Origin of the sequence: Klenkia marina, from assembly GCF_900101025.1 — a bacterium.
Lineage (GTDB): Bacteria > Actinomycetota > Actinomycetes > Mycobacteriales > Geodermatophilaceae > Klenkia > Klenkia marina.
Window position 1 is genome coordinate 182,607 of sequence record NZ_FMUH01000004.1, and the last position, 12,885, is coordinate 195,491.

Genomic DNA, 12,885 nt, shown 5'->3' on the forward strand with positions numbered 1-12,885 from the left:
CCGACGACGTTCACCACCATGCACAGGCCGAGGACCCCGCCGGGTCCAGGCCCGCCAGACCTAGAGAGAGGGCCAGGGACATGAAGGCCGACATCCACCCCGACTACCACGAGACCGTCGTGACCTGCGGTTGTGGCAACTCGTTCACCACCCGCAGCACCATCCCCGGCGGCACGCTGTCGGTCGAGATGTGCTCTGCCTGCCACCCGTTCTACACGGGCAAGCAGCGCGTCCTCGACACCGGCGGCCGCGTGGCCCGGTTCGAGAAGCGCTTCGGCAAGCGCGACACCGCAGCCAGCAAGTAGCACGCCCGACGGCGCCCGTCCTGCTCCCACACGGAGCGGGGCGGGCGCCGTCGTCGTGTCGTGAGCCCGTTCCCCGAGGAGGACCCGTGAGCGGAACACCGGACGGCGGCCTGGCCGATCTGCTGGCCGAGCACGCCTCGCTCGAGCTCGAGCTCGCCGACCCCGGCGTGCACGCAGACCAGGCCCGCGCCCGTCGCCTGGCGCGCCGCTACGCCTCGCTGGCCCCGCTGGTCGAGACCTCCCGGGCGCTGGAGGCGGCGCGCGCCGACCTCGGTGCGGCCCAGGAGCTCGCCGACGAGGACCCGGCGTTCGCCGCCGAGGCCGGGGGCCTGCAGGTCGAGATCGAGCGGCTGCAGGGCCGGCTGCGCGAGCAGCTGCTGCCCAAGGACCCCGACGACGACAAGGACGTCATCCTCGAGATCAAGGCCGGCGAGGGCGGCGCGGAGTCCGCCCTGTTCGCCGGGGACCTGCTGCGCATGTACCTGCGCTACGCGGAGCGTCGCGGCTGGGCCACCCAGGTGCTCGACGCCGTCGACGCCGAGCTCGGCGGCTACAAGGACGTCGCCGTCGCCGTGAAGGCGCGCGGTGATGAGGGCATCTGGTCGCGGCTGAAGTTCGAGGGCGGCGTGCACCGGGTGCAGCGCGTGCCGGTGACCGAGAGCCAGGGCCGCATCCACACCTCCGCCGTCGGCGTCCTGGTGCTGCCCGAGGCCGAGGAGGTCGACGTCGTCGTCGACCCCAACGACCTGCGCATCGACGTCTTCCGCTCGTCCGGCCCCGGTGGGCAGAGCGTCAACACCACCGACTCCGCCGTCCGGATCACCCACCTGCCCACCGGCACCGTGGTGAGCTCGCAGAACGAGAAGAGCCAGCTGCAGAACCGCGAGTCGGCGCTGCGCGTGCTGCGCTCGCGGCTGCTGGCCGCCGCCCGCGAGGAGGCAGCGGCGACGGCGTCGGACGCCCGGCGCAGCCAGGTGCGCACCGTCGACCGCAGCGAGCGGGTGCGCACGTACAACTTCCCGGAGAACCGCATCTCCGACCACCGCGTCGGGTTCAAGGCGCACAACCTCGACGCCGTCCTCGACGGCGACCTCGACGCCGTGATCGACGCGCTGGTGACCGCGCACACGGCCGAGCTGCTCGAGGCCGGCAGCTGACCCCCCGCGCCCTGCTGACCGCAGCCACCGCCCGGCTCGCCGGTGCGGGGGTCGAGTCGCCGCGGGTGGACGCCGAGCTGCTGCTCGCGCACGCCCTCGGCGTGCCGCGCGCCCGGCTCATCACCCTCGGCGACGTCGCCGACCCGGCCCGGTTCGAGCACCTGGTCGAGCAGCGGGCGGCGCGGGTGCCCCTGCAGCACCTCACCGGGGTCGCGGCCTTCCGGCACCTCGAGCTGCGGGTCGGTCCCGGGGTCTTCGTGCCGCGTCCCGAGACCGAGCAGATCGCCGGCTGGGTGCTGGAGCGCGTGGCCGGCGACCGCGCCCCGGTGGTGGTCGACCTGGGCACCGGATCGGGCGCCATCGCGCTGTCGGTGGCCGGCGAGCACCCCGGTGCCCAGGTCACTGCTGTCGAGCGGGACGCCGACGCCATCGCCTGGACCCGGCTGAACGCCGACGCCCGTGCCGCGGCCGGTGACACCCCGGTCACGGTGCTCGCCGGGGACATGACCGACCCCCGGCTGCTGGTCGACCTCGACGGCACGGTGGACGTCGTCGTCTCCAACCCGCCCTACGTGCCCGACGACGCCCGGTTGCCGAAGGAGGTGGCCGACCACGACCCACCCCTGGCGCTGTGGGGCGGCCCCGACGGCCTGGACGTCGTGCGTGGCCTGCTGCGCACGGCCGCGCGCCTGCTCCGGCCCGGCGGGTGGTTGGCGATCGAGCACGCCGACGTCCAGGGCACCTCCCTGCCGGCGCTCGTGCGCGCCCACGGCGGGTTCACCGACGTCGTCGACCACCCCGACCTCGCCGGCCGGCCCCGCTACACCACCGCTCAGCTGCAGAAGCGCGACACGTAGCCCTCGGTGCCCGGCACCGAGACGTCGCGGTCCCGCCGCTGGACGGCGACCTCGTCGCCGCGGGCCGCGCAGGCCTCCTCGAAGGCCTCGTCGGTGTACTCGACCTCGACGACCCGGTTGCCGTAGGCGGCGGTGTAGGCATCGCACTCGTCGTACACCTGGCACTGCTCGGTGACCGCGTAGTCGAAGCCGATCGCGGCGCCGTCGAGGTCGGCGGTGTTCTTCTGGGCGATCTCCAGCCCGGCGTCGTGCGCCCGCTCGACCAGCAGGCTGGCCAGGGCGGCGGCGTCGTCGGCGGTGAGCTGGCCGTGCGAGCGGGTCCAGCTGTCGAGGTTGTCCGGCTCGACGGCGTCGAAACCGTCCGCGGCGCACCCGTCGAACCAGCCGCCCACGAGGTCGGCGACGCGTGCCCGCTGGCCGTCGGTGGAGATGTCGAGCAGGAACTCGCCCGGCCAGTCGGGGTCCTCGACCCGGGCCCCGGCGGCGTCGTGCAGCAGGAGGTCCTCGGGCACCTCGTCGATCCCGGGCTGGGTCTGGAAGGCGTTGACGTAGCAGGCCGACCACAGTCCGGGGGCGGGGGAGGCCGTGCGGTCGCGGACGACGCCGGTGACCCCGTCGGCCGGGTCGTGGGCCCCGCCGAGCTGGTAGTCGACGTGCAGGCCCCAGGGCGGCCCGTCGGCGGGCCCGTCGGCCGTCCCCGAGGACGCGGTGGGGGAGCACGCGGACAGGGTGAGCGAGGCGACCGTCAGGAGGAGGGCGGGGGACCGGCGCACGGGCGCGAGCCTAGGTGGGGGACACTGACCAGCCGTGGCCGACGTCTACGACTGCACCGACGACGAGCAGCGCACCGCGGGCATCGCTGCGGCCGCCGCTGCGCTCTCCCGGGGCGAGCTGGTCCTCCTGCCCACCGACACCGTGTACGGGGTGGCGGCCGACGCCTTCACCCCCGACGCGGTCGCCCGCCTGCTGGCCGCGAAGAACCGCGGTCGCAACATGCCGGTGCCCGTGCTCATCGCCGAGGCCTCGACGCTGGCCGGTCTGGTCACCACCGTGCCGGCGGATGCGCACGTCCTGGCACGGGAGTTCTGGCCGGGCGGGCTCACCCTCGTGCTGGAGCACACCTCCACCCTGACCTGGGACCTCGGCGAGTCCGAGGGCACCGTCGCCGTCCGGCTGCCCGACGACGACGTCACCCGGGAGCTGCTGCGCCGCACCGGACCGCTCGCCGTGTCCAGCGCCAACCGCTCCGGCCGCCCGGCGGCCACCACCGCGCAGCAGGCGGACTACCAGCTCGGTGAGCACGCCGCGGTGATCCTGGACGACGGTCCGCGCGAGGTGGGTGCGCCGAGCACCATCGTCGACTGCACGGGTGAGCACGCCCGGGTCCTGCGGGTGGGCGCGGTCGAGGTCGACCGGCTGCGCGAGGTCGTGCCCTCGCTCACGGATTGAGGAAGGACCCGGTCGCCCCCCACGACGCGCTGCGCACGCCGCGGGTCCCTGCGACGGGGCCGGTCGAGCCGTTACCGTCGAGGCCTCACCCACCCCTTGGAGCTTGACCGCCCGTGCGCGAGTACGCCGTCGTCTGCCTCACCGCGGCGCTGGTCACCTACCTGACCACGCCGGTGGTGCGGGTGCTGGCGATGCGGTGGAAGGTCATGTCCGCGGTCCGCGAGCGCGACGTGCACGTCATCCCCACCCCGCGCGGCGGGGGTGTCGCGATGTACGTCGGCGTCGCCGCGGCCGTGCTCGTGGCCAGCCGGCTGCCGGCGCTGCAGCGCACGTTCGACGACTCGCAGACGTACGCGGTGCTGGTGGCCGGCGGGCTGATCTGCCTGCTCGGCGTGCTCGACGACCGCTTCGAGATCGACGCCCTCACCAAGCTGACCGGCCAGATCGCCTGCGCCGGGGTGATGGTCCTGCTCGGGGTGCAGTTCCTGTACGTCTTCCTGCCGTTCGGCAACATCGGCACGCTGATCCTGGGTGACAGCGGGGTGCCGTTGACCATCCTCACCACGGTGCTCGTGGTGAACGCGCTCAACTTCATCGACGGCCTCGACGGCCTGGCCGCCGGGGTGTCCGCGATCGCGGCCCTGGCGCTGTTCGCCTACAGCTACAACCTCGGACTCGTCGGCTTCGACGACACCGCCTCGGCGCCGGCGCTCATCACCGCGGTGCTCGCCGGGGCCTGCCTGGGGTTCCTGCCGCACAACTTCTCCCCGGCCCGCATCTTCATGGGCGACTCGGGCTCGATGCTGGTCGGGCTGATGCTGTCGGCCGCAGCCGTCTCGGCGACCGGGCGCGTGGACTCGCAGAGCTTCGACTCGGCGGCCAGCGTGCTGCCCTTGGCCCTGCCGCTGCTCGTGCCGCTGGCCGTGCTGTTCATCCCCTTCACCGACCTGGTGCTGGCCGTGCTGCGGCGGACGCGCAAGGGTCAGTCGCCGTTCAGCCCGGACAAGATGCACCTGCACCACCGGCTCCTGTCGATCGGGCACTCCCACCGCCGTGCGGTGCTGGTCATGTACTTCTGGGCGGCGCTGCTGAGCTTCGGGGTCATCGCCCTGTCGATCTCGGGTGGCACGGTCGAGGTGCTGGTCCTCGTGGGGGTCCTCGTCGTGGTCGGCGTGGTGGTCGTGCTCGCCCCGCGCGCCCGCCGACCCGAGCGCACCGCCGAGTCGGTGGCGGAGTCCGAGACCCGGGCCGCGCGGTCGGCCCGCTGGTGGGGACGCCGCGCCGGCGGTTGCAGGGGGAGGGGCGCCGTACCGTCACGGTCAGCAACGCCGTCGTCCGGCCGCACCCCCGACACCTCCGGAGCCCCCCGATGACCCGACCTCCTGCCCGTCCGGCGCCGCGCAGCGCCGCCGGGCCCTGGGACCTCTCGTTCCTGCGGGTGGGCGCCCTGGTCACCGCCGTGCTCACCGTGGTCGCCGTCCCTGCGGTGGGGCTGCTGGCCGGCTGGCCCGAGGCGCTCGGCGTGGTGCTCGGCGCGGTCGTCGTGACCGCGTTCTTCTGCCTGTCGGGCTTCGCCATCGCCTGGGCCGGCAAGATCGACGACTCGTTCACCCTGCCGGCGGCCCTCGGGGCGTTCGTCGTCAAGATCCTCGGGTTCTCCGCCCTGCTGCAGTCGTTGCCGGCCGACGGCGTCCCCGACCGCCGAGCAGCTGCGTGGGCGGTGATAGCCGGCGCCCTGCTGTGGAGCGGGGTGCAGGCCCGGTGGGTGTGGACCCGTCAGCTCTACTACACGACACCGCCCGCTCCACCTGCGGGGTCATCCGATCAGGGTGTTCTGCGACGAGCTGTAGAAGACCCTGGCGGGCGCCGCACAGGCGGCTGATAGTGTCCGCAGCGATGGACAGCGCCTCCACGCAGAACGGTGGCCACGGCCGTCGCCCCACCCCGTCCGACGAGTCGCACCCCAGCGGTGCGGATGTCGGCTGGGGGATCACCGGGACCTTGTTGTCCGGGCTGGTCGTGTGGGGTGGCGCCGGCTGGCTGCTCGACCGCTGGCTGGAGACCCGCGTGTTCGTCGTGATCGGCATGCTGCTCGGGCTCGCCTCGGCCATCTACCTGGTGGTCACGAAGTACGGCGGGGCCACCGACGCCCCGGTCGCGATCAGCTCCACCAGCTACAGCAAGATCAGCTCCAAGAGCTACACGACCTACCGCAGGACCCCGGGCGGACGACGGAGCCGGCCACGGGCGCAGCAGATGACGCAGAAGGGACACCGGTGACCTCCAGCGCCTCCGCGCTCGCGAGCGTGCTCGCAGTCGAGAGCGACCCCGGCGGCGGCTTCGTGTCGCCGACGATCCAGGAGTTCTACCCGCCGGCGTTGGCCGAGTTCTCGGTCTTCGGCATCGATTTCTCGATCACCCGCATCACGGTGATCTCGTGGATCGCCACCGCGGCCATCCTGCTGTTCATGGTGCTGGCCACCCGCCGCATGACGGTGGTGCCGCGCAAGGCGCAGTGGTTGATGGAGAGCGGTTACGGCCTCGTCCGCGACAACCTCGGTCGCGACGTCATCGGCCCCCGCTACAAGCCGTTCGTCCCGTTCCTGGGTGCGCTGTTCTTCTTCATCCTGGCGAACAACGCGATGAGCATCATCCCGTTCTTCCAGATCTCGCCGATGAGCAAGTTCGCGTACCCGTTGGTGCTCGCTCTGCTGGTGTACGTGCTCTACAACGTCGTCTCGATCAAGAACAAGGGCCTGGGTGGCTACCTCAAGGAGGTCGCTGTCCCGCCCGGCGTGCCCATCCCGTTCCTGATCCTGGTGACGCCCATCGAGCTGCTGCAGATGTTCGTCATCCGGCCGTTCACGCTGGCCGTCCGACTCTTCGCCAACCTGTTCGCCGGTCACATGCTGCTGGTTGTCTTCTCCCTCGGCACGGTCTACCTGCTGGGCAAGTTCGGCGAGAACTTCTCGTTCATCTTCGCGCCGCTGTCGTTCCTCATGGCGCTGTTCATGACCTTCTTCGAGGTGCTGGTGATCGTGCTGCAGGCCTACGTCTTCACGGTGCTCACCGCCACCTACCTGAACGGGGCGGTCGAGAAGGCCCACTGAGGCCCTCGCCGTCGCGTTCGACCCCCAGACGCACCACCCCGCCAGCCACCCGGGACCACCCCGGGTGACCGACACAGGAGGAACACCCCGCAATGGACGTTCTGGCAGAGCTGACCGGCAGCATCGGTTCGGTGGGCTACGGCCTCGCCGCCATCGGCCCCGGCATCGGTGTGGGCATCGTGTGGGCCGCCTACATCCAGGCGACCGCCCGCCAGCCCGAGTCGGCCGGTCTGACCCGTACCTACGCGTTCCTGGGTGCCGCCCTGTCCGAGGCGCTCGCGCTCATCGGCCTGGTCGTGCCCTTCATCTTCGGTCAGTGACCCTGCCCCTGTTCGGCACGTCTGACCTGAGCACGGACGAGGAGTGACATCGTGGAGCTGACTGCTGCTGAGTCGGTCAATCCGCTGCTGCCCCCGGTCGGCGAGATCATCGTCGGCCTCATCACGTTCGCCATCCTGGCGTTCGTCGTCATCAAGTTCGTCTTCCCGGTCATCGAGAAGACGTTCCAGGAGCGGCGCAACGCGATCGAGGGCGGCATCGAGCGTGCCGAGGCCGCCCAGGCCGAGGCCAAGGCAGCGCTGGAGCAGTACCGCGCCCAGCTCGCCGAGGCCCGCACGGAGGCCGCCCAGATCCGGGACGCCGCCCGGGCCGAGGGCCAGCAGATCCTCGAGGAGCTGCGCACCCAGGCCCAGGAGGAGTCCGCCCGCATCGTCGCCCGCGGCGAGGAGCAGCTCGCTGCCTCCCGCCAGCAGGTGGTCAACGAGCTGCGCGGCCAGATCGGCTCCATGGCCGTCACGCTCGCCGGCCGCGTGGTGGGCGAGTCCCTCGAGGACGACGCCCGTCGCCGCGGGACGGTGGACCGCTTCCTCGACGAGCTGGACCAGATGTCGACGTCGACCGCGACCGGCCCCACCGGTGGCAGCTCGGCGTACTCGCCGGAGGGCACCCGCTGATGCAGGCAGCCAGCCGGGAGGCGCTCACCGCATCGCGCGACCGCCTCGCCCAGCAGACCGGGTCCCCCTCGGGGGCCCGGTCCGACGGCCAGACCCTGCTGGGCCTGGCCGACGACCTGTTCGCCGTGGCGCACCTGCTCGACGGTCAGGTCTCGCTCCGGCGGGCCCTGGCCGACGCGTCGGTCCGCCCCGACGACCGGGCCGGGCTGGCCGGCCGGCTGCTCTCGGGCAAGGTCGGCGACGGCGCGCTCGACGTCGTGCAGACCGTGGCCCGGCAGCGCTGGTCGCGACCCCTCGACCTGGTCGAGGCCGTCGAGACCCTCGCCACCGATGCCGCCCTCGAGGCGGCGCAGGCGCGGGGCGAACTCGACGCGGTCGAGGACGAGCTGTTCCGGTTCGGCCGGATCATCGACGGCGACCCCGCCCTGTCCCGGCTGCTCGGTGACCCGAGTGCCGACCGGTCGGGCAAGACCGCGCTGCTGGACCGGCTCCTGGCCGGGAAGGTCTCGCCCGTCACCGAGCGGCTGGTGCGCAACGCGCTGACCAGTCGGCACGTGCACAACGCCGCGAACGCCGTCGAGCGCATCTCCGAGGCCGCCTCGGCCCGCCGGGGCCAGTCGGTCGCGCACGTGGTCAGCGCGGTCGAGCTGAGCGACGAGCAGCGCCGCCGGCTCACGGGGATCCTCGAGCGGACCTACGGCCGGACCATCGGTCTGCAGGTCCAGGTCGACCCCTCGATCGTCGGAGGCCTGGTCATCCGGGTCGGCGACGAGATCGTCGACGGCAGCATCGCGAACCGGTTGGCCGCAGCCGGTCGCCGCTTCGCCGGCTGAGCCGGCTGGTCGACCCGGTCGGCTGACCGACCCGAACACTCCAGCACCACCCCAGACAGCACCTGAGCAGGGAAGAGGACACCCGGGCCATGGCCGAGCTCACGATCTCCGCGGACGAGATCCGCAGTGCGATCCAGAACTACGTCAGCGACTACGACACCGACGTCTCCCGCGAGGAGGTCGGCATCGTCACCGAGGCCGGCGACGGCATCGCGCGGGTCGAGGGTCTGCCCTCGGTCATGACCAACGAGCTCCTCGAGTTCGAGGGCGGCGTGCGCGGCCTGGCGCTGAACCTCGACGTGCGCGAGGTCGGCGTCGTGGTCATGGGTGACTTCGCCGCGATCGAGGAGGGCCAGACGGTCCGCCGCACCGGTCAGGTGCTCTCGGTGCCGGTCGGCGACGGCTTCCTCGGCCGGGTCGTCGACCCGCTGGGTGCCCCCATCGACGGCGGCGGCGACATCGAGACCACCGAGCGCCGCGCCCTCGAGCTGCAGGCGCCCTCCGTGGTGCAGCGACAGTCGGTCGGCGAGCCGCTGGCCACCGGGATCAAGGCCATCGACGCCATGACCCCGATCGGCCGCGGCCAGCGTCAGCTGATCATCGGCGACCGCCAGACCGGCAAGACCGCGATCGCGATCGACACCATCATCAACCAGAAGGCCGCCTGGGCCACCGGCGACCCGAAGCAGCAGGTGCGCTGCATCTACGTCGCCGTGGGCCAGAAGGGCTCCACCATCGCCGGCGTCAAGGCCGCGCTGGAGGACGCCGGCGCGATGGAGTACACGACCATCGTCGCCGCCCCCGCCTCGGACTCGGCCGGGTACAAGTACATCGCCCCCTACACCGGCTCGGCCATCGGCCAGCACTGGATGTACGAGGGCAAGCACGTCCTCATCGTGTTCGACGACCTGTCCAAGCAGGCCGAGGCCTACCGCGCCGTCTCGCTGCTGCTGCGCCGCCCGCCGGGCCGCGAGGCCTACCCCGGCGACGTCTTCTACTTGCACTCCCGCCTGCTGGAGCGCTGCGCGAAGCTGTCCGACGAGCTCGGTGCCGGCTCCCAGACGGGCCTGCCGATCATCGAGACCAAGGGCAACGACGTGTCGGCCTACATCCCGACCAACGTCATCTCGATCACCGACGGGCAGATCTTCCTCGAGTCGAACCTGTTCAACTCCGGTGTGCGCCCGGCCATCAACGTCGGCATCTCGGTGTCCCGCGTCGGTGGTTCGGCCCAGACGAAGGCGATGAAGGCCGTCGCCGGCCGCCTCCGCCTCGACCTGGCCCAGTTCCGCGAGCTGGAGGCCTTCGCCTCCTTCTCCTCGGACCTCGACGCCTCGTCGCGGGCCACCCTCGAGCGCGGCCAGCGCCTGGTCGAGCTGCTCAAGCAGGGTCAGTACGCCCCGTTCTCCCTGGAGCGCGAGGTCGTCTCGCTCTGGCTGGGTACCCGCGGCAAGCTCGACCTGGTCCCGGTGGCCGACGTCCGCCGCTTCGAGGGCGAGTTCCTGGACTACCTGTCGCGCGGTGACTCCGGCGCCCTCGACGACATCCGCACCTCGCTCAAGCTCGAGGACGACACCGTCAGCAAGCTCGAGTCGGCCGTCGAGGCCTTCTACGGCCAGTTCACCACCAGCGACGGCGAGTCGCTGAAGGTCAACGAGCCCGAGGTCGAGGCCATGGACGCGTCCCAGCGTGGCCAGGAGCGCGTCCAGGTCAAGAAGAAGGCCTGACCCGTGGCTGCCTCCCTCCGCGCGCTGCGGCGCCGCATCCGCTCCACGCGGTCGACGAAGAAGATCTTCTCGGCCCAGGAGCTGATCGCCGGTGCCCGCATCGTGCGTGCGCAGAACCGGGTCGAGGCGTCCAAGCCCTACGCCCGGGAGATCACCAAGGTGCTCTCGGCGCTGGCGTCCTCGGCGAGCCTGGACCACCCGCTGCTCACCGAGCGGGAGAAGCCGGGTCGGGTGGGGGTCCTCGTCATCACCTCCGACCGCGGCTTCGCGGGCTCCTACAACGTCAACGTGCTGCGGCGCACCGAGGAGCTCCTCGGCCTGCTCCGCAGCGAGGGCAAGGACCCGGTCGTGTACGTCGTCGGCCGCAAGGGCGAGACGTACTACCGCTTCCGCGACCGTCCGGTCGAGCAGACCTGGACCGGCTTCTCGGAGCAGCCGAACTACTCCGACGCGCAGGCCGTCGGCAGCACCCTGATCGAGGCCTTCACCGCCGGTGAGGACGACGACCAGGGCAACGCCGACGGCATCGAGGGCGTCGACGAGCTGCACATCGTCTACACCGAGTTCCGGTCCCTGCTCTCGCAGGTCCCGGTCGCCAAGCGGATGGCGCCGCTGGAGGTCGAGGAGGTGGAGGAGTTCGAGCACGAGCGCGAGGATGCGGCCGCGGGCAAGAAGTCCACGGACGTGCCGACCTCGTACGAGTTCGAGCCCTCCGCCGAGGCCCTGCTCGACGCCCTGCTGCCGAAGTACATCAGCACCCGCATCTACGCGGCCATGCTCGAGTCGGCGGCGTCGGAGTCGGCTTCGCGCCGCCGGGCCATGAAGTCGGCCTCGGACAACGCCGAGGAGCTGGCGAAGAACCTGTCCCGGCAGGCCAACGCCGCCCGCCAGGCCGGCATCACGCAGGAGATCAGCGAGATCGTCGGCGGCGCCGCCGCCCTCGTGTCCAGCGGCTCGGACATCTGACCATGAACGCGTCCCACACCAGCCAGGAGAACCAGCGATGACCCTCACCGAGGACCGTCCGAGCACGAGCGAGACCACCGGCTCCGGCCGCGTCGTCCGGGTCACCGGCCCGGTCGTCGACGTCGAGTTCCCCCGTGACTCGATGCCCGAGCTGTTCAACGCCCTCAAGGTCGACGTCACCCTCGCCGACCTGGGCAAGACGCTGACCCTCGAGGTCGCCCAGCACCTGGGCGACAACGTGGTCCGCACCATCTCGATGGCGCCCACCGACGGCCTGGTCCGTGGCGCCGAGGTGCGCGACACCGGATCGGCCATCTCCGTCCCCGTGGGCGACCAGGTGACCGGCCACGTCTTCAACGCCCTCGGCGAGTGCCTGGACGACCCCGGCTTCGGCGACGGCGGCCAGCGCTGGACCATCCACCGCAAGGCCCCCAAGTTCGACCAGCTCGAGGGTCGCACCGAGATGCTGGAGACCGGCATCAAGGTCATCGACCTGCTCACGCCCTACATCAAGGGCGGGAAGATCGGTCTGTTCGGCGGTGCCGGTGTCGGCAAGACGGTCCTCATCCAGGAGATGATCCGTCGCGTCGCCCAGGAGTTCGGTGGCGTGTCGGTGTTCGCCGGTGTCGGCGAGCGCACCCGCGAGGGCAACGACCTCATCACCGAGATGACCGAGTCCGGCGTCATCAACTCGACCGCGCTGGTCTTCGGCCAGATGGACGAGCCGCCGGGCACCCGCCTGCGCGTCGCGCTGTCGGCCTTGACGATGGCGGAGTACTTCCGCGACGAGAAGGACCAGGACGTCCTGCTCTTCATCGACAACATCTTCCGGTTCACGCAGGCCGGGTCCGAGGTCTCCACGCTGCTGGGCCGCATGCCCTCCGCCGTGGGGTACCAGCCGACCCTCGCCGACGAGATGGGCGAGCTGCAGGAGCGGATCACCTCGACCCGTGGCCGGTCGATCACCTCGCTGCAGGCGATCTACGTGCCCGCCGACGACATCACCGACCCGGCACCGCACACCACCTTCGCCCACCTCGACGCGACGACCAACCTGTCGCGCCCGATCTCGGAGAAGGGCATCTACCCGGCCGTGGACCCGCTGGACTCCACCAGCCGGATCCTCGACGCCCAGTACGTCGGCCAGGAGCACTACGACATCGCGTCGGAGGTCAAGCGGATCCTGCAGCGCTACCAGGAGCTGCAGGACATCATCGCGATCCTCGGCATCGACGAGCTCGGGGAGGAGGACAAGGTCACCGTGAACCGGGCCCGTCGCATCGAGCGCTTCCTGTCCCAGAACATGTTCGTGGCCGAGGCCTTCACCGGTCAGCCCGGCTCGTTCGTGCCGCTGTCGGAGACCCTGCAGGCGTTCAAGGCGCTGACCGAGGGCGAGTACGACCACGTCCCCGAGCAGGCCTTCTTCATGTGCGGTGGCCTCGAGGACCTCGAGGCGAACGCGGCCAAGCTCAAGCGCTGACCCGCAGCACGACCTGACCGGCGGCCGGTCACCCCTCCCGGGGTGGCC

15 protein-coding genes are annotated in these 12,885 nt (G+C 71.6%); 14 read left to right on the top strand and 1 reads right to left on the bottom strand.

Annotation, left to right across the window (positions count from 1 at the left end; genetic code table 11):
* Positions 1-80: 80 nt before the first annotated feature.
* The 3 genes from rpmE (at position 81) to prmC (ending at position 2,319) form a co-directional block, all read left to right on the top strand.
* Complete coding sequence (rpmE, locus tag BLP29_RS13335) at positions 81-305, top strand: 50S ribosomal protein L31 (protein WP_092805234.1); 225 nt, start codon at positions 81-83, stop codon at positions 303-305.
* Positions 306-391: 86 nt separating this feature from the next.
* A complete protein-coding gene (prfA, locus tag BLP29_RS13340; RefSeq protein WP_243469946.1) occupies positions 392-1,462 on the top strand; it encodes a peptide chain release factor 1 in 1,071 nt (356 codons plus the stop codon).
* 14 nt (positions 1,463-1,476) lie between these two features.
* The gene (prmC, locus tag BLP29_RS13345; protein ID WP_279385452.1) at positions 1,477-2,319 is read left to right on the top strand and encodes a peptide chain release factor N(5)-glutamine methyltransferase; all 843 of its coding nucleotides are present in this window, start codon (positions 1,477-1,479) and stop codon (positions 2,317-2,319) included.
* Here prmC and BLP29_RS13350 read toward each other — a convergent pair.
* On the bottom strand, positions 2,295-3,092 hold the full coding sequence (locus BLP29_RS13350; RefSeq protein ID WP_092805238.1) for an endo alpha-1,4 polygalactosaminidase: 798 nt from the start codon (positions 3,090-3,092) through the stop codon (positions 2,295-2,297). The genes prmC and BLP29_RS13350 overlap by 25 nt on opposite strands.
* A 34-nt stretch (positions 3,093-3,126) precedes the next feature.
* On the opposite strand from BLP29_RS13350, the gene BLP29_RS13355 reads away from it, so the two are divergent.
* From BLP29_RS13355 to atpD, 11 genes are all read left to right on the top strand, one after another.
* Positions 3,127-3,768, top strand: coding sequence for an L-threonylcarbamoyladenylate synthase (locus BLP29_RS13355; RefSeq protein ID WP_092805240.1), 642 nt, complete (start codon positions 3,127-3,129; stop codon positions 3,766-3,768).
* 113 nt (positions 3,769-3,881) lie between these two features.
* Complete coding sequence (locus BLP29_RS13360) at positions 3,882-5,141, top strand: glycosyltransferase family 4 protein (protein WP_092805242.1); 1,260 nt, start codon at positions 3,882-3,884, stop codon at positions 5,139-5,141.
* A complete protein-coding gene (locus BLP29_RS13365; RefSeq protein ID WP_092805244.1) occupies positions 5,138-5,650 on the top strand; it encodes a hypothetical protein in 513 nt (170 codons plus the stop codon). Before BLP29_RS13360 ends, BLP29_RS13365 begins: the two co-directional genes overlap by 4 nt.
* 14 nt (positions 5,651-5,664) lie before the next feature.
* The gene (locus tag BLP29_RS21285; protein ID WP_207798486.1) at positions 5,665-6,048 is read left to right on the top strand and encodes an AtpZ/AtpI family protein; all 384 of its coding nucleotides are present in this window, start codon (positions 5,665-5,667) and stop codon (positions 6,046-6,048) included.
* 26 nt (positions 6,049-6,074) lie between these two features.
* Positions 6,075-6,878 (top strand): F0F1 ATP synthase subunit A, encoded by an 804-nt coding sequence (gene atpB / locus BLP29_RS13375; protein ID WP_243469948.1) that lies wholly within the window; start codon positions 6,075-6,077, stop codon positions 6,876-6,878.
* 92 nt (positions 6,879-6,970) lie between these two features.
* Positions 6,971-7,198 (top strand): ATP synthase F0 subunit C, encoded by a 228-nt coding sequence (gene atpE / locus BLP29_RS13380; RefSeq protein ID WP_056288464.1) that lies wholly within the window; start codon positions 6,971-6,973, stop codon positions 7,196-7,198.
* 51 nt (positions 7,199-7,249) lie between these two features.
* Positions 7,250-7,831 carry a F0F1 ATP synthase subunit B gene (locus BLP29_RS13385; RefSeq protein WP_092805248.1) on the top strand — a complete coding sequence of 194 codons (582 nt, stop codon included), beginning with the start codon at positions 7,250-7,252 and terminating at the stop codon, positions 7,829-7,831.
* A complete protein-coding gene (locus BLP29_RS13390; protein WP_092805250.1) occupies positions 7,831-8,664 on the top strand; it encodes a F0F1 ATP synthase subunit delta in 834 nt (277 codons plus the stop codon). The genes BLP29_RS13385 and BLP29_RS13390 overlap by 1 nt, the downstream gene beginning before the upstream one ends.
* Before the next feature lie 89 nt (positions 8,665-8,753).
* Positions 8,754-10,391 (top strand): F0F1 ATP synthase subunit alpha, encoded by a 1,638-nt coding sequence (atpA, locus tag BLP29_RS13395; RefSeq protein WP_092805252.1) that lies wholly within the window; start codon positions 8,754-8,756, stop codon positions 10,389-10,391.
* A 3-nt stretch (positions 10,392-10,394) separates the two neighbouring features.
* Positions 10,395-11,357 (top strand): F0F1 ATP synthase subunit gamma, encoded by a 963-nt coding sequence (locus BLP29_RS13400; protein WP_092805254.1) that lies wholly within the window; start codon positions 10,395-10,397, stop codon positions 11,355-11,357.
* Positions 11,358-11,394: 37 nt separating this feature from the next.
* Positions 11,395-12,837, top strand: a complete 1,443-nt coding sequence (gene atpD / locus BLP29_RS13405; RefSeq protein WP_092805256.1) for a F0F1 ATP synthase subunit beta — start codon at positions 11,395-11,397, stop codon at positions 12,835-12,837.
* Positions 12,838-12,885 lie beyond the last annotated feature (48 nt).

Coding starts and splice junctions, on each gene's coding strand:
- BLP29_RS13390 (WP_092805250.1), top strand. CDS start 7,831: ATGCAGGCAGCCAGCCGGGAGGCGCTCACCGCATCGCGCGACCGCCTC.
- BLP29_RS13365 (WP_092805244.1), top strand. CDS start 5,138: ATGACCCGACCTCCTGCCCGTCCGGCGCCGCGCAGCGCCGCCGGGCCC.
- rpmE (WP_092805234.1), top strand. CDS start 81: ATGAAGGCCGACATCCACCCCGACTACCACGAGACCGTCGTGACCTGC.
- atpA (WP_092805252.1), top strand. CDS start 8,754: ATGGCCGAGCTCACGATCTCCGCGGACGAGATCCGCAGTGCGATCCAG.
- atpD (WP_092805256.1), top strand. CDS start 11,395: ATGACCCTCACCGAGGACCGTCCGAGCACGAGCGAGACCACCGGCTCC.
- BLP29_RS21285 (WP_207798486.1), top strand. CDS start 5,665: ATGGACAGCGCCTCCACGCAGAACGGTGGCCACGGCCGTCGCCCCACC.
- atpE (WP_056288464.1), top strand. CDS start 6,971: ATGGACGTTCTGGCAGAGCTGACCGGCAGCATCGGTTCGGTGGGCTAC.